The 14,136-nt window shown below is 58.9% G+C and carries 15 protein-coding genes and 1 pseudogene; 5 read left to right on the forward strand and 11 right to left on the reverse strand.

Features of this window, described 5'->3' with window-relative positions; all coding sequences use genetic code 11:
* Nucleotides 1–41 precede the first annotated feature (41 nt).
* Nucleotides 42–419, reverse strand: coding sequence for a DUF4440 domain-containing protein (locus tag DTA24_RS05560; protein ID WP_012540739.1), 378 nt, complete (start codon nt 417–419; stop codon nt 42–44).
* Nucleotides 416–1,618 (reverse strand): MFS transporter, encoded by a 1,203-nt coding sequence (locus tag DTA24_RS05565; RefSeq protein ID WP_043876149.1) that lies wholly within the window; start codon nt 1,616–1,618, stop codon nt 416–418. The genes DTA24_RS05560 and DTA24_RS05565 overlap by 4 nt, the downstream gene beginning before the upstream one ends.
* Before the next feature lie 108 nt (nt 1,619–1,726).
* On the opposite strand from DTA24_RS05565, the gene DTA24_RS05570 reads away from it, so the two are divergent.
* Nucleotides 1,727–2,614, forward strand: coding sequence for a LysR family transcriptional regulator (locus tag DTA24_RS05570; protein WP_008806214.1), 888 nt, complete (start codon nt 1,727–1,729; stop codon nt 2,612–2,614).
* An 8-nt stretch (nt 2,615–2,622) separates the two neighbouring features.
* On the opposite strand, the gene DTA24_RS05575 is transcribed toward DTA24_RS05570, so the two are convergent.
* Complete coding sequence (locus tag DTA24_RS05575) at nt 2,623–3,030, reverse strand: MarR family winged helix-turn-helix transcriptional regulator (protein ID WP_008806213.1); 408 nt, start codon at nt 3,028–3,030, stop codon at nt 2,623–2,625.
* Between the two features lie 174 nt (nt 3,031–3,204).
* Here DTA24_RS05575 and DTA24_RS05580 point away from each other — a divergent pair, with 174 nt between their 5' ends.
* The 4 genes from DTA24_RS05580 (at nt 3,205) to DTA24_RS05600 (ending at nt 5,963) form a co-directional block, all read left to right on the forward strand.
* Complete coding sequence (locus tag DTA24_RS05580; protein ID WP_002915099.1) at nt 3,205–3,798, forward strand: non-oxidative hydroxyarylic acid decarboxylases subunit B; 594 nt, start codon at nt 3,205–3,207, stop codon at nt 3,796–3,798.
* The gene (locus tag DTA24_RS05585) at nt 3,798–5,225 is read left to right on the forward strand and encodes a non-oxidative hydroxyarylic acid decarboxylases subunit C (RefSeq protein WP_043876151.1); all 1,428 of its coding nucleotides are present in this window, start codon (nt 3,798–3,800) and stop codon (nt 5,223–5,225) included. Before DTA24_RS05580 ends, DTA24_RS05585 begins: the two co-directional genes overlap by 1 nt.
* 10 nt (nt 5,226–5,235) lie before the next feature.
* On the forward strand, nt 5,236–5,472 hold the full coding sequence (locus DTA24_RS05590) for a non-oxidative hydroxyarylic acid decarboxylases subunit D (protein ID WP_002915098.1): 237 nt from the start codon (nt 5,236–5,238) through the stop codon (nt 5,470–5,472).
* A gap of 338 nt (nt 5,473–5,810) precedes the next feature.
* Nucleotides 5,811–5,963 (forward strand): Hok/Gef family protein, encoded by a 153-nt coding sequence (locus DTA24_RS05600; RefSeq protein ID WP_002915097.1) that lies wholly within the window; start codon nt 5,811–5,813, stop codon nt 5,961–5,963.
* A 118-nt stretch (nt 5,964–6,081) separates the two neighbouring features.
* On the opposite strand, the gene mutS is transcribed toward DTA24_RS05600, so the two are convergent.
* From mutS to DTA24_RS05640, 8 genes and pseudogenes are all read right to left on the reverse strand, one after another.
* Nucleotides 6,082–8,643 carry a DNA mismatch repair protein MutS gene (mutS, locus tag DTA24_RS05605; protein ID WP_012967342.1) on the reverse strand — a complete coding sequence of 854 codons (2,562 nt, stop codon included), beginning with the start codon at nt 8,641–8,643 and terminating at the stop codon, nt 6,082–6,084.
* A gap of 268 nt (nt 8,644–8,911) precedes the next feature.
* Nucleotides 8,912–9,259, reverse strand: a complete 348-nt coding sequence (locus DTA24_RS05610; RefSeq protein WP_008806210.1) for a DUF1493 family protein — start codon at nt 9,257–9,259, stop codon at nt 8,912–8,914.
* Nucleotides 9,244–9,693: an STM2901 family protein gene (locus tag DTA24_RS05615; protein ID WP_004188736.1), complete on the reverse strand. Its 450-nt coding sequence runs from the start codon at nt 9,691–9,693 to the stop codon at nt 9,244–9,246. Before DTA24_RS05615 ends, DTA24_RS05610 begins: the two co-directional genes overlap by 16 nt.
* An 11-nt stretch (nt 9,694–9,704) precedes the next feature.
* Nucleotides 9,705–10,186, reverse strand: a pseudogene (locus DTA24_RS05620) (Hcp family type VI secretion system effector).
* Between the two features lie 278 nt (nt 10,187–10,464).
* Nucleotides 10,465–11,244: a heme ABC transporter ATP-binding protein gene (locus tag DTA24_RS05625; RefSeq protein WP_008806208.1), complete on the reverse strand. Its 780-nt coding sequence runs from the start codon at nt 11,242–11,244 to the stop codon at nt 10,465–10,467.
* Entirely contained in the window at nt 11,237–12,232 is a 996-nt protein-coding gene (locus DTA24_RS05630; protein ID WP_023323187.1) for a FecCD family ABC transporter permease, read from the reverse strand. The genes DTA24_RS05625 and DTA24_RS05630 overlap by 8 nt, the downstream gene beginning before the upstream one ends.
* Entirely contained in the window at nt 12,232–13,050 is an 819-nt protein-coding gene (locus DTA24_RS05635) for a heme/hemin ABC transporter substrate-binding protein (protein ID WP_012540746.1), read from the reverse strand. The genes DTA24_RS05630 and DTA24_RS05635 overlap by 1 nt, the downstream gene beginning before the upstream one ends.
* Entirely contained in the window at nt 13,047–14,078 is a 1,032-nt protein-coding gene (locus tag DTA24_RS05640) for a hemin-degrading factor (RefSeq protein ID WP_012540747.1), read from the reverse strand. The genes DTA24_RS05635 and DTA24_RS05640 overlap by 4 nt, the downstream gene beginning before the upstream one ends.
* Nucleotides 14,079–14,136 lie beyond the last annotated feature (58 nt).

The raw sequence follows: 14,136 nt of genomic DNA on the forward strand, positions 1-14,136 counted from the left end.
TCAAAAAGGCCCCCTCGACAGTCGGGGCCTTTTTCTTTGCGCTAGCCGAGTCGGGTTTCCTGCAGATGACGCCAGATCATTTTTCCTTCCGCTTGCTGAAAAATCGCCGTCGACCAGCGTACGTTCTCACTGCCATCCGCCAGCGTTTGGCTTTCACGGTATAGCACTGCGGCGCCGTCGTGCCACTCGCTAATGATTTTCGCCTGATCCACCACGATGTGTAATCCCGGACGGGTTGCCCCCGCATGGTGGAAAAAACGGCTCACCGCCGGGTAGTCCATCTTCTCGCCGCCCGGAGGGATCATGATGAATTCGGCGGCAAAACGTGTCATCAGCGCCTCAGCGCTTCCTTCCCCCTGGCTTAACCAGCGTTCGATAAGGACATGGGCGTCGAGGACTTCCTGCAGATAAGGGTTCATGACTTCTCCAGTGTAGTGTGCAGGCGATGGATAATCGCCCGATTGTTCAGCCGCAGGCAAAACAGCAGCGGCAACAGGGTGATGGCAGCGGCGCTAATAAACCCCCCCTGCCAGGCGTAGACCGGCGGGAACACCCTCAGCAGCAGGGCGAGCAGCGCGCTGCCGGCAAAGAAGCTGAGCTGGCGGTTCAGATTCCACAGCGCGCTGGCGTCAGGCATCTCTTCGGCAGGCGTATGCAGGAAGGCGCTGCTTTGCGCAGTACTGCTGCATAAGCTGCCTCCGCCGCCCATCAGCGTAAAGGCCAGAACCAACAGCGCCAGCGGGCTGTGCGCATCGATCTTCAGCAGCAGCAGGATCCCCGCCGCCTGAAGCAGGCAGCCGATGACGATCAGCGGCCGGGGCCCGAAGCGGTTGAAATACCTGCCGGTAAAAGTGATGGCGGCAAACGAGGCCAGCGACCAGGGCACCATCAGGGCACCGATGGCCCCCGGCGCCATCCCGGTGACGCGTTGCAGGTAGAACATCCCGACCACGTTGACGCCAATGAACATCCCCGGTACGCAGAGGTAGATCAGCATCGCGAAGCGCAGCAGGGGATCGGCCAGCAACGACAGCGGAAGAAAGCGAGTCGGGCGAACCGGGCCGGGGCTGTCGTTCAGCCATCGCACCGCCAGCACAAAGGTTAGCAGAGCCACAGGCAGGCTGGCGAAAAAGACCCAGCGCCAGCTGAAGGCCTCGACTAACAGGCCGCCGATCGCCGGCGAGCAGGCTGGCGCCAGCAGGCCGACCAGCATCACCGCCGCCGAGAGTTTCGCCCGCTCATGCGGCTGAAACAGCGGCCACGTCAATGCCTGGCCAAGGGGGATTAACAGCCCGCCGCCCATCCCCTGCAGCGTCCGCCAGAAAATCAGCTCGCCGAGACTGCTGGCAAGCCCTGCCGCCAGCGCGGCGAGGCTGAACAGCCCCAGCGAGAGTAAAAACAGTCGTTTCGCCCCCCAGCGCTGACTAAGCCAGGCACTGAACGGTACGACGACCGTCAGACCGAGAATATAAGCATTGCTGACCCACGCCAGCTGAGAGACGGAAACCGTCAGCGCGCGGCTGATGGCCGGGAAGGCGATGCTGGCGATAAACATATTGATCAAATCGAGAAAAAAGCCGAACAGAAAAACGGTGGCAACGCGGTGGCGATAGGTCATGGTTCACTCCCTCAGACAGGCGGCTACTGTAAACCCGGTTCTGCGTGGGATAAACGGGGCTGGTCGGGATATACTGTCTGAATATTTTTGACAATCATCCGGACGACAATGCTTAATCTTCAGCGTGTGACCATGTTTATCGCCGTGGTGGATGCCGGCAGCTTCACCCTGGCCGCTGCGGCGCTGGGGCAGACCAAGGCGGTGGTCAGCTTTAACGTGCGGCAACTGGAAAATGAACTGGGGGTGACCCTGCTGCTGCGCTCAACGCGTCGTCTGCGCCTCACCGACGCCGGGACGTTGTTCTATCAGCGTGGGGTGGCGCTGCTGAAAGCGGCGGAAAATCTGCAGGATGAGGTGCGGGCCAGCCATACCGGCTTAAGTGGCGAGCTGCGGATCACCACCACGCCGGAGTATGGCGCGCAGGTTATCATTCCGGCGCTGTCCGCGTTTGCCCGTCGTCACCCGGCGCTGCGGGTGCGCCACGTCTCCTCCTCCCATCATGCGGACCTCATTTCAGAACGATTTGATGTGGCGATACGCCTCGGTACGCTGGCCGATTCCCGCTATCGGGCGACGCGGATAGCCAGTTTCGCGATCCTGCCCGTCGCCTCTCCGGCCTGGCTGGCAAGCCATCCGGTGCAGACGCTGTCCGATCTGGCGCAAGCTGACTGGATTATTCATGAGCGTCTGTCGGCGCCGCTGCGCTGGCAGCTGCGCACGGATCAACAGACAGAGGTGGATTTCGCCATCGCCAGCGCGCCGCGCTTTTCAGCTGACAGCGCTACGGCGCTGATGAGCTTTGCCCTGGCCGGGTGCGGCATCGCCTTGCTGCCGGCATGGCTGGTAGCCGAAAAAGTGGCGCAGCGGGAGCTGGTGCCGCTCCTGTCGGAATACCATTTCCCACAGCAGGGCGTGTATGCCCTTTATCCCGATGCGCAGCATATGCCGACCCGGGTGCGGGCGTTTATTGACTTCCTGCGCGAGAAGGTCGGTTAAGCGCCCGTTCAGGGCGCCATCATTTTGCGCACCAGCCGGGTGAACTGTTCACGTTCGCCATCGCTCAGGCGGCCGAGAAACTCGTCATCGATCTCATTGCCCTGCGGAATCGAACGGTTAAGCAACGCCTCGCCTTGTTCGGTCAGATAGACAAAACGGCGGCGTTTATCGGCGGGATCGTGTTCCCGGCGCACCAGGCCGCGCGCCTCCATCCGGCTGAGCATCTCCGCCAGCGTGGCCTTGGTACTGACCGCCGCTTCAATCAGCACGACCTGCTCAATACCCGGCTGCTCCGCTACCGAGCGCATCACCGCATACTGAGGTTTAGTCAGGTCCGGTAACGCCTGCTGCCAGCGGGCGGTATGTTGTTGAAAAAGCTGGCGCAGCAGGTGAAATGCTTCGTTTCGTAACTCCATGAATACTCCGTAACAAAACTGTCACCTCTATGATAGCCGTTCGTACGCCATTTTATACCCTTTCTGCGTTTTTGATTAAAAATGCGCACGTATACGAACGATCTTGTCATCCCCGTCCGGAGAGGGTAATTTAAATATAAAGTTCGTGTACGAACAAAGTGAATGAGGTCTGGAATGAAACTGATTATTGGGATGACGGGGGCCACCGGGGCTCCGCTTGGGGTGGCATTGCTGCAGGCGCTACGTGATATGCCGGAGGTGGAAACCCACCTGGTGATGTCGAAATGGGCCAAAACCACCATCGAGCTGGAAACGCCCTGGACAGCGCGCGAAGTGGCCGCGCTGGCGGACTTTTCCCACAGCCCGGCAGACCAGGCCGCCACCATCTCTTCCGGTTCATTTCGTACCGACGGCATGATCGTTATTCCCTGCAGTATGAAAACGCTGGCAGGCATTCGCGCGGGTTATGCCGAAGGGCTGGTGGGCCGCGCGGCGGACGTGGTGCTCAAAGAGGGGCGCAAGCTGGTGCTGGTCCCGCGGGAAATGCCGCTCAGCACGATCCATCTGGAGAACATGCTGGCGCTGTCGCGCATGGGCGTGGCGATGGTGCCGCCCATGCCGGCTTACTACAACCACCCGGAGACGGTTGACGATATCACCAATCATATCGTCACCCGGGTGCTGGATCAGTTTGGCCTCGACTATCACAAAGCGCGCCGCTGGAACGGCTTGCGCACGGCAGAACAATTTGCACAGGAGATCGAATAATGGCTTTTGATGATTTGCGCAGCTTTTTGCAGGCGCTGGATGACCAGGGACAACTGCTGAAAATCAGTGAAGAGGTGAACGCTGAGCCCGATCTGGCGGCGGCCGCCAATGCCACCGGACGCATCGGCGACGGCGCCCCGGCGCTGTGGTTCGATAATATTCGCGGCTTTACCGACGCCCGCGTGACGATGAACACCATCGGCTCGTGGCAGAACCATGCCATCTCGCTGGGCCTGCCGCCCAACACGCCGGTGAAAAAGCAGATTGATGAATTCATTCGCCGCTGGGATAACTTCCCGGTGACGCCAGAGCGCCGCGCCAACCCGGCGTGGGCGGAAAACACCGTGGATGGCGACGATATCAACCTGTTCGATATTCTGCCACTGTTCCGCCTCAACGATGGTGACGGCGGTTTCTACCTCGATAAAGCCTGTGTCGTTTCGCGCGATCCGCTTGATCCTGACAATTTCGGTAAGCAAAACGTCGGTATCTACCGCATGGAAGTGAAAGGCAAGCGCAAACTCGGTCTGCAGCCGGTGCCGATGCACGATATCGCGCTGCATCTGCACAAAGCGGAAGAGCGTGGGGAAGATCTGCCGATTGCTATCACCCTCGGTAACGACCCGATTATTACCCTGATGGGCGCCACGCCGCTGAAATACAATCAGTCAGAATATGAAATGGCTGGCGCGCTGCGCGAGAGCCCGTATCCCATCGCCACCGCGCCGCTGACCGGCTTTGATGTACCCTGGGGTTCGGAAGTGATCCTCGAAGGGGTCATTGAAGGGCGTAAGCGTGAGATCGAGGGGCCGTTCGGCGAGTTCACCGGCCACTACTCAGGCGGCCGCAATATGACGGTGGTGCGTATCGATAAAGTTTCTTATCGCACAAAACCGATTTTTGAATCGCTCTATCTCGGTATGCCGTGGACCGAAATTGACTATCTGATGGGCCCGGCGACCTGCGTGCCGCTGTATCAGCAGTTGAAGGCAGAGTTCCCGGAAGTGCAGGCGGTCAACGCCATGTACACCCATGGTCTGCTGGCGATCATCTCCACCAAAAAACGCTACGGCGGTTTTGCCCGCGCGGTGGGCCTGCGGGCGATGACCACTCCGCACGGCCTCGGCTATGTGAAGATGGTGATCATGGTTGATGAAGACGTCGACCCGTTCAACCTGCCACAGGTGATGTGGGCGCTCTCCTCGAAGGTTAACCCGGCGGGAGACCTGGTGCAGTTGCCGAACATGTCGGTCCTTGAACTTGACCCAGGCTCCAGCCCGGCAGGCATCACCGACAAACTGATTATCGACGCCACCACCCCGGTTGCGCCGGACCTTCGCGGCCACTACAGCCAGCCGGTGCAGGATCTGCCGGAAACCAAAGCCTGGGCTGAAAAACTGACCGCTATGCTGGCCAACCGTAAATAAGGAGAAAAAGATGATTTGTCCACGTTGCGCCGATGAAAAGATTGAAGTCATGGCGACCTCGCCGGTGAAAGGGGTCTGGACCGTGTATCAGTGCCAGCACTGTCTTTACACCTGGCGAGATACCGAGCCGCTGCGTCGCACCAGTCGCGAACACTATCCGGAAGCGTTCCGCATGACGCAGAAAGATATTGATGAGGCACCGCAGGTGCCACACGTACCGCCGCTATTGCCGGAAGATAAGCGTTAATAAAAGGGGCCCGCTAAGTCGGGCCTTTTTTATATTTAGTACAATTATGGAAGCTATTTTTTCATTAAATTAAAAGATTACGTGAGGGGTTAATATACCGGGATGACTTTGCGAGCCTGCTTCCAGATTATTATAAAATCCGTCTGATTAATTCCTTGCAGATAAATTTCACGCCATGACGAGTATAGAATAGCGGCGGGTGCTTGAGGCTGTCTGGCCTTGAGCATTACCAGGACCCCAGACAGACGAAAGCCCCAGGAGATATTTCTATCAACTGAGGCTAGCGAATGAACATAGACAATTCAGATGTTAGTCTCTTCTTTGCAGGGAGGCAAGATATGCTGACAAAATATGCCCTTGTGGCAATCATCGTACTCTGTATTACGGTACTGGGATTTACGCTGTTGGTGCACAGCTCACTATGCGAGCTGAGTATTAAAGAGCGTAATATTGAGTTTAAAGCTGTTCTCGCTTACGAATCGAAGAAGTAGCATCCGCGCGGGGGCAACCCCGCGTATGGGTTGTCAGGACGCATCCTCTAGCACCCATTTTTAGTTTGTTAAAACGGCAGCGCTGAGCGGCGCTGCCGTTTTTCACCTTAATGGGTGGCTAAACCAGGCTTTTCAGACGGTAGATCCACTCCAGCGCCTGACGCGGGGTCAGGGAGTCGGGATCAAGATTCTCCAGTGCCTCAACCGCAGGCGAGGTCTCTTCCGGGGCGGCGAGCAGCGACATCTGCGTGCCGTCGACCTGGGTCGCCGCCGCGTTGGGCGAGATGCTCTCCAGCTCGCGCAGTTTCTGCCGCGCGCGCTTGATCACCTCTTTCGGCACCCCGGCCAGCGCGGCGACCGCCAGGCCATAGCTCTTGCTGGCTGCGCCATCCTGCACGCTGTGCATAAAGGCGATGGTATCGCCGTGCTCCAGCGCGTCGAGGTGGACGTTGGCGACGCCTTCCATTTTCTCCGGCAACTGAGTGAGCTCGAAGTAGTGGGTGGCGAACAGCGTCAGCGCCTTGATTTTGTTGGCCAGATTTTCCGCACAGGCCCACGCCAGCGATAGCCCGTCGTAGGTGGACGTGCCGCGGCCAATCTCATCCATCAGCACCAGGCTATGCTCGGTGGCGTTGTGCAGAATATTGGCGGTTTCAGTCATCTCCACCATAAAGGTCGAGCGGCCGCTGGCCAGGTCATCCGCCGCGCCGACGCGGGTAAAGATGCGATCGATGGGCCCGATCTCCACCTTCTGCGCCGGGACGTAACTGCCGATATAGGCCAGCAGCGCAATCAGCGCGGTCTGGCGCATATAGGTACTTTTACCGCCCATGTTCGGCCCGGTGATGATCAGCATCCGCCGCTGCGGCGCCAGCTGCAGCGGGTTGGCGATAAACGGCTCTTTCAGTACCTGCTCGACCACCGGATGGCGGCCTTCGCTGATGCGAATACCTGGCTTATCGCTAAAGGTCGGACAGCAGTAGTTCAGGGTTTCCGCACGCTCCGCCAGGTTGACCAGCACGTCCAGCTCGGCCAGCGCGCTGGCGCTGGTTTGCAGGTCGGCGAGATGCGGCAGCAGCAGGTCGAACAGTTCGTCATAAAGCTGTTTTTCCAGTGCCAGCGCTTTGCCCTTGGAGGTCAGCACCTTATCTTCGTATTCCTTCAGCTCAGGAATAATGTAGCGTTCGGCGTTCTTCAGCGTCTGGCGGCGCACGTAGTGGATCGGCGCGAGGTGGCTCTGGCCGCGGCTAATCTGGATGTAGTAGCCGTGGACAGCGTTGTAGCCGACTTTCAGAGTATCGAGGCCCAGCCGCTCGCGCTCGCGGATCTCCAGCTTATCGAGATAATCGGTGGCGCCATCGGCCAGCGCCCGCCACTCGTCCAGCTCTTCGCTATAGCCCGGGGCGATGACTCCGCCGTCGCGGACCAGCACCGGCGGCGCGTCAATCACCGCGCGCTCCAGCAGTTCGCGCAGTTCGGTGAACTCGCCCATTTTCTCGCGCAATTTTTGCACCGGCTGACGGTCAACGTCGGCCAGCAGCTCACGCAGCAGCGGCAACTGCTGCAGGGCATGACGCATGCGGGCTAAATCGCGTGGACGGGCGGTACGCAGCGCCAGACGCGCCAGAATACGTTCCAGATCGCCGACCTGGCGCAGCACCGGCTGCAGCTCGGTATAGCGCTCCTGCAGCGCGCCGATGGTCTGCTGGCGCTCCACCAGCACGGCGGTATCGCGGACCGGCATATGCAGCCAGCGCTTGAGCATCCGGCTGCCCATCGGCGTCACCGTACAGTCGAGTACCGAGGCCAGGGTATTGTCGGTGCCGCCGGCCAGATTCTGGGTGATCTCGAGGTTACGGCGGGTGGCGGCATCCATAATGATGCTGTCCTGCTGGCGTTCCATGGTGATGGAACGGATGTGCGGCAGCGAGGTGCGCTGAGTGTCTTTGACATACTGCAGCAGGCAGCCGGCGGCGCACAGGCCGCGTGGGGCGTTTTCCACGCCGAAGCCGACCAGATCGCGGGTGCCGAACTGCAGGTTAAGCTGCTGGCGCGCGGTGTCGATTTCAAATTCCCACAGCGGGCGACGGCGCAGACCGCGGCGACCCTCGATCAGCGACGATTCGGCAAAATCTTCCGCATACAGCAGTTCCGCCGGATTAGTACGCTGCAGCTCTGCCGCCATGGTTTCGCGGTCGGCCGGTTCACTCAGGCGAAAGCGCCCGGAGCTGATATCCAGCGTCGCGTAGCCAAAGCCCTTGCTGTCCTGCCAGATGGCGGCCAGCAGGTTGTCCTGGCGCTCCTGCAGCAGCGCTTCATCGCTGATGGTGCCCGGCGTAACGATACGCACCACTTTACGCTCGACCGGTCCCTTGGTGGTGGCCGGATCGCCAATCTGCTCGCAAATGGCCACCGACTCGCCCTGATTGACCAGTTTGGCGAGGTAGTTCTCCACGGCGTGGTGGGGGATGCCGGCCATCGGGATGGGTTCGCCCGCGGAGGCGCCGCGCTTGGTCAGCGAGATATCGAGCAGCTGCGACGCGCGTTTCGCATCGTCATAAAATAGCTCGTAAAAATCCCCCATCCGGTAAAACAGTAGAATGTCAGGATGTTGCGCCTTCAGCTTGAGATACTGCTGCATCATCGGCGTGTGGGCGTCGAGATTGTCAATTGTGCTCATGGGGTGTTATCCAGATCCCTGATTTGAAATGGCTGCGATTTTGTAGTTGTCGTCGTTATCACATGGATGAGACATGATAACGGAGATGGGCAGGTGAGGGAAACCGACGAAAGCGCGCGGCGCGATCCGGATTCCAGTTGCAGAGGGGGCGGGGTACCGTCACAGTAATTGAACCGCCGCCACGCGATCGTCTTCATACATTACGTTCGCCGTCGATGTTGTTCTGCCTTCTGGCCGTAGACCTCGTTACGACAACGGCTTGTGGTTGCTAGTCGTAAAGCCATTTACCTGCTTTTGCTGATTCGGCAAACATTTTGATAGTTAAAGGTTTACGCGTTTTTTCTACATCTTCTCGTTTTACTTTAAACCACCGAGTTAGCATTGGAGTATTCTCCCAAGGGAAATAACACGACCATTTAACACTGGAAAGATCAACATTAAATTTTTGTTCAAATTTATTTAAAGCGTCATGCAGATCGTCGCCGGGAGCATCAAATAAGTCATAATCAAGTTCCAATGGGATTTCTTTCCAATTTTTATCTAAACGGGTTGAGATCTCATCTTTAAACAAGTCTAAAACCTGATCTTGAATGCTTTTCATTAAAAGGATGTCCATTGTATACGGTCTTTGGGGCGAGCTATTAGGTTGTATTTTTCCTGAGTTTTTCTTGAAACTTGATAAATTGAGTTTACAAGTCCTATCCAACCTAACCACGGAACATAACGGGCGATAACAGCAGCAAGACTATTCGTTTTTCTCATTCTTACACCAACGGGTGTAGGAACCCTAATACCAAATGGAGTTTTTGCATTTCTCAGAAGCATCCTTCCATATTTAGAAACAACACTTGTTCCTTTTATTGCCTCTCCTGGCTTTGTTCTGGTTTTTAGCCAAGGTTGCCCGGCGAGGATAGCGGCACCAGATTCAATACCAATGCCAAGTTCGTCACAAAATTGTTCAAGAAAAATGACATCAAAAAGTTCACCAGCCGAAAGATTGGATTGTCCGTGATAGAAATAGGTTCCATTTAGTTCTTCTGTCGTATCCATTTGCTCATCTATTATGCTGTTTGTCTTTCATTCCAGGCATCGGTGAAAATTATATTTCCGTCACAATGTTTCCAGGTGATCTTCTCATATCTAAGTTCGACAGATTCAAGATGGTTGTTGTTCTTGTCTTCTGGGGAAGCCATTGTAGGAGATATTGATACGATTCGGACGCCTTCAAGTAGCATATTGAAGTATTCCACTTCTTGACCAGCATCGCTGATTTATACCATTTGATTTGAGCAGATTTCAGGTTCTGACCAGTAGCTACTGCTTTGTAGAGGTATGGACTGGAATAGTCGAATTCTTTAACGATGATCATTGGTGAGTGCTGACGAGTGCCGGTAGGCTTGCCAGTGGCATTATCAGTGGGAATGGAGAGATTGTGATGAAACCCTTTAAATTCGATGCTGAACTCCCTGTCTGCAACATCACAACCACCTTTGATTAGTGCCCCACCGTCGTCGTATATCCACATATTACCTGGAATAGCCATGCTTCTTCTTCCCTCTATTATCATTAGTAAGAAAACAGTGTATCGAGTTGATTAAGCGCAGTAAATAATCAATGTGTCGTTTTTGGATTAATACGGGAAATATCTTCTCTGTAATGATGGTTTATATTTAAAAATAGCTGTCGTAAATATTTCATTGGGTTATTACGCCATTGGTATAGATTTTAAATATAAATGACCCTCAATAATATAATGCAGGCAATTATTGCCAGAAAGCGTAAGCGCGGCGCGATCCGGATTCCAGTTGCGCCGCGCGGGGATTATGGCGCCAGATAAACCTGGGGGGCCGCGTTGTCCGGGTGCTGGACGAGGCGGACATCCGCCCCGTACCAGCGATGGATAACCGGCTGCTGGATCACCTCCTGCGGCGTGCCCTGGGCGACCAGATTTCCCTGGTGGAGCAGCAGAATGCGGTCGGCCCACAGGGCGGCGAGGTTAAGGTCATGCAGCACCACGCAGACATGCAGTTGCCCGCCGGCGGTGAGCCGTTTGAGCAAACGCAGCAGGTGCTGCTGATAGTAAAGATCCAGCGCCGAGGTGGGCTCATCAAGAAACAGCCAGCCCTGCGGCGCGCCGTCGCGCCACAGCTGCGCCAGACAGCGGGCCAGCTGCACCCGCTGCTGCTCGCCGCCGGAGAGGCCGGGATAGCGGCGACCGGCAAGGCCATCGCAGCCGGTGACGGCCATCACCGCCGCCAGCACCGCCGGATCTGCCGTCGCGCCCCACGGTGCGCGTCCCATGGCAATGACCGTTTCCACCGTCCAGTCGGCCTGCAGGGCCGTTCGCTGCAGCATGACCGCCCGACGGCGCGACAGCGCCTCGGGGGACCAGGCCTCCAGCGGCTTGCCTGCAAGGCGGCGGGTGCCGCTGTCCGGAGTCAGATAGCCGGTCAACAGCCGCAGCAGAGTGGATTTCCCGGCGCCGTTCGGCCCGATAAGCGCCGTCATCTCGCCGCCGCGCAGCGCGACGGAGACGTTGTCGATAACCTGTCGTTTACCAAGGTGAAGTGACAGCCCCTGGGCGCAATATTCATTAACCATGTCTGGAGTTCTCCCGACGAAAGACCAGCCACAGAAACCAGGGGGCGCCCAGCAGGCTGGTGAGCAGACCGACCGGCATCTCCGCCGGCGCCGCCACGGTGCGGGCCAGGGTGTCGGCCAGCAGAAGCAGGATCGCGCCGGCCAGCAGCGAGCCGGGGATCAGTCCGCGATGGTCCGGTCCCAGCCACAGGCGCATCAGGTGCGGCACCACCAGGCCGATAAAGCCGATGACTCCGCTGATGGCCACCGCGGCGGCCACCAGCACCGCGCTGCACAGCAGCAGCCAGCGCTGTAGCGCCTGCACGTTGACCCCGAGATAGTGTGCCTCTTCATCGCCAAGCTGCAGCAGATTGAGGCGGGACGCCATCCACCACACCGCCAGCGCCGCCGGGATAATCAAGGTTGCGACCACCAGCAGCGTCGGCCATTCGGCCTGCCCCAGACTGCCCATTCCCCACAGCGACAGCTGGCGCAGCTGGGCGTCATTGCTCAGCCAGGACAGGACGCCGACCAGCGCGCCGCACAGCGCGTTGATGGCGATCCCCACCAGCAGCAGGCGCGACAGCGAACCCTCCTCCGCCCGGCTGAGGATGAAAATCACCACCATCACCGCCAGGCTGCCAATAAACGCCGCCAGCATCGGCATGTACAGGGCGATCAGCCCCGTAGCGGAGAACGGAAGCACCAGCCAGCTGGCCACCGCCAGCGCGGCGCCGCTGCTGATGCCCAGCAGGCCCGGGTCGGCAAGCGGATTTCGAAACAGCCCCTGCATCACGCAACCGGAGAGGGCCAGCGCCGCGCCCACCAGCAGGGCCAGCAGCACCCGCGGCAGACGGATATTCAGCCAGATGTGGCGCAGCATCTCATCCCCGGAAGGCAGCAAGTTGACCAGCGGCAAGCGCATGGCGCCGAGGGTGGTGGCAAACAGCGTCAGGAAGACCAGCAGCAGCGTCATCAACAGCAAACGACGGGCGAGGGCAGGGCGCATCAGGGCAACTGCTCCGCTTTGTTTCGCAGCGCGATTATCGCCTGCGGTGTGCGCGGCCCGAAGCCCAGCAGGGCCATGTCGTCGATCGTCAGCAGCTGTTTATGACGCCCCGCCGGGGTCTGTGCCAGGCCGGGCAGTTTCCACAGCCCGGCTTCGCCGCCCATCCCTTTGAGACCATCGGCGGAGATCACCACCAGATCCGCCTGGCTGGCGGCGACCCCTTCCTGCGACATGGCGCGATAGTGGTCGAAGCCCTGCATCGCGTTCTGCAGCCCGGCGGCGCGAATGGCGCCATCGGCCGCGGTGTGCTGTCCGGCCACCAGGGTATTCATTCCGCCATGGCTGAGAATAAACAGCACCCGCTTAGCAACCGGCTGCGTGGGAATGGCGGCGATCTGTTGCTGAAGCTGCTGGCGCAGCGCGTCGCCTGCCGCCGTTTTGCCTAACGCTTCGGCAATGACAGCCACTTTGTTATCGATCGCGGACAGACTTTCGCCGCCCGGCACGTTAACCACCTTCACCCCGCTCGCCTGTACTTTGTGTAAGACCAGCGAGGGCTGCGCCTGGGCGCTCGCTAATACCAGCTGCGGGCGTAACGCGAGGATCCCCTCGGCGTTCAGCTGTCGCAGGTAGCCGACGTCCGGCAGCTTTTGCGCCGCCGGGGGCCAGCTGCTGGTGCTGTCCCGCGCCACCAGGCTCTGTTCCGCGTCAAGGGCATAGACGATCTCAGTGACATCTCCGCCGAGGGTGACGAGTCGCTCAACGGCAGCGTGGCTCAGCAGCGGGAAAGCGATGAAGAGCAGTAACCAGCGCATCATGCGGGCAGTCCTTCACGGGTCAGACGATCTACCTGCTGGCGCCATTGTGCCTGCTCGGGGTGGCCTTCGCTGCGCTGGCCATAGAGCTGGGCAATCTGGGTGCCGTCTTTGGCGAACAGTTCGACGCTGGTGACGTGTCCATCTGAGGTCGGTTTACGGGTCACCCACACTTCATCGAGGCTCTCTTCGCGCAGATGCAGGGTAAAAGTGGTATTGAAGATATTCAGCCAGCCGCGCATGGGGGCCAGCTTTTCCAGGGCGCCGGTGAAGATCTGCACGCAGCCGCGATTGCCGACGAAAATCATAATTTCATTACCTTCCTGGCGCACCGTCTCCAGCAGCGACGGCAGCGCATGGCGATCCACGCGGCAGGCGAGGTCGTCGCTCACCAGACGGAAAGCCTGCTGGCGGGAAAGCTGATATTTACGCAGCAGACCGAAGAACTGGTGAACGTCGGTCATCGCGCGCCAGTCGTTCTCCAGGGCGGCGCCGTCGGCGGTATCGGCATATTTCACCGGCTCCAGCGGGCGCAGGGCCAGCGGTGCCGGCGCCGCCACCCGATGTTCCGCGATCAGGGTGTCCCAGGCCGCCATGTCGGTCTGCGTGGTCGCATAGACTTTCAGCAGGGCGTCGCCGTGGTGGTCGAAAAACTGGATGCTCTGACGGCCATTATCGTTCAGATGGAAGGCGCTGGCCCACTGGCTGAGGAACAGACGCAGGTCGAGCGCGCGCGGATTCAGCACCAGCCCGGCGTGGCCGCTGAGGTGCTGGTGCGTGAACTGGCCCACCTGCTCATGCACGGCATACTCGTTGCGGCAGATGCATTTGGTTTCGCCGACGCGCTCCAGGGCGGCAATCAGCGTCCGGGCGTCATCGCTCAGGCGCACGGCATCATGGCCGAGGCGGGCGGCGGTCAGCTCGGCTTCGCTGATCCCCATTTCCGCGGCGATATCGCGGGCATATTTCGCGGTACTGGCCGCTTTGGTGGCCTGGTAGCGCTGCCACAGGTCAGGGTGTGCATTTGGCATAATCATATCCTTCTCGACGATGAATATCCCCGGCCGGCGGGCCGGGGGCAGGTGCGTT

It is taken from the genome of Klebsiella sp. P1CD1, from assembly GCF_003790505.1.
Classification (GTDB): Bacteria; Pseudomonadota; Gammaproteobacteria; order Enterobacterales; family Enterobacteriaceae; genus Klebsiella; species Klebsiella variicola.

Excerpts from the sequence above, each read along its gene's own strand:
- DTA24_RS05640 (WP_012540747.1), bottom strand. The coding sequence starts at position 14,078 with ATGCCAAATGCACACCCTGACCTGTGGCAGCGCTACCAGGCCACCAAA.
- DTA24_RS05615 (WP_004188736.1), bottom strand. The coding sequence starts at position 9,693 with ATGGATACGACAGAAGAACTAAATGGAACCTATTTCTATCACGGACAA.
- DTA24_RS05600 (WP_002915097.1), top strand. The coding sequence starts at position 5,811 with ATGCTGACAAAATATGCCCTTGTGGCAATCATCGTACTCTGTATTACG.
- DTA24_RS05590 (WP_002915098.1), top strand. The coding sequence starts at position 5,236 with ATGATTTGTCCACGTTGCGCCGATGAAAAGATTGAAGTCATGGCGACC.
- DTA24_RS05575 (WP_008806213.1), bottom strand. The coding sequence starts at position 3,030 with ATGGAGTTACGAAACGAAGCATTTCACCTGCTGCGCCAGCTTTTTCAA.
- DTA24_RS05560 (WP_012540739.1), bottom strand. The coding sequence starts at position 419 with ATGAACCCTTATCTGCAGGAAGTCCTCGACGCCCATGTCCTTATCGAA.
- DTA24_RS05610 (WP_008806210.1), bottom strand. The coding sequence starts at position 9,259 with ATGGACATCCTTTTAATGAAAAGCATTCAAGATCAGGTTTTAGACTTG.
- DTA24_RS05570 (WP_008806214.1), top strand. The coding sequence starts at position 1,727 with ATGCTTAATCTTCAGCGTGTGACCATGTTTATCGCCGTGGTGGATGCC.
- DTA24_RS05585 (WP_043876151.1), top strand. The coding sequence starts at position 3,798 with ATGGCTTTTGATGATTTGCGCAGCTTTTTGCAGGCGCTGGATGACCAG.
- DTA24_RS05630 (WP_023323187.1), bottom strand. The coding sequence starts at position 12,232 with ATGCGCCCTGCCCTCGCCCGTCGTTTGCTGTTGATGACGCTGCTGCTG.
- mutS (WP_012967342.1), bottom strand. The coding sequence starts at position 8,643 with ATGAGCACAATTGACAATCTCGACGCCCACACGCCGATGATGCAGCAG.
- DTA24_RS05565 (WP_043876149.1), bottom strand. The coding sequence starts at position 1,618 with ATGACCTATCGCCACCGCGTTGCCACCGTTTTTCTGTTCGGCTTTTTT.
- DTA24_RS05625 (WP_008806208.1), bottom strand. The coding sequence starts at position 11,244 with ATGGTTAATGAATATTGCGCCCAGGGGCTGTCACTTCACCTTGGTAAA.
- DTA24_RS05580 (WP_002915099.1), top strand. The coding sequence starts at position 3,205 with ATGAAACTGATTATTGGGATGACGGGGGCCACCGGGGCTCCGCTTGGG.
- DTA24_RS05635 (WP_012540746.1), bottom strand. The coding sequence starts at position 13,050 with ATGATGCGCTGGTTACTGCTCTTCATCGCTTTCCCGCTGCTGAGCCAC.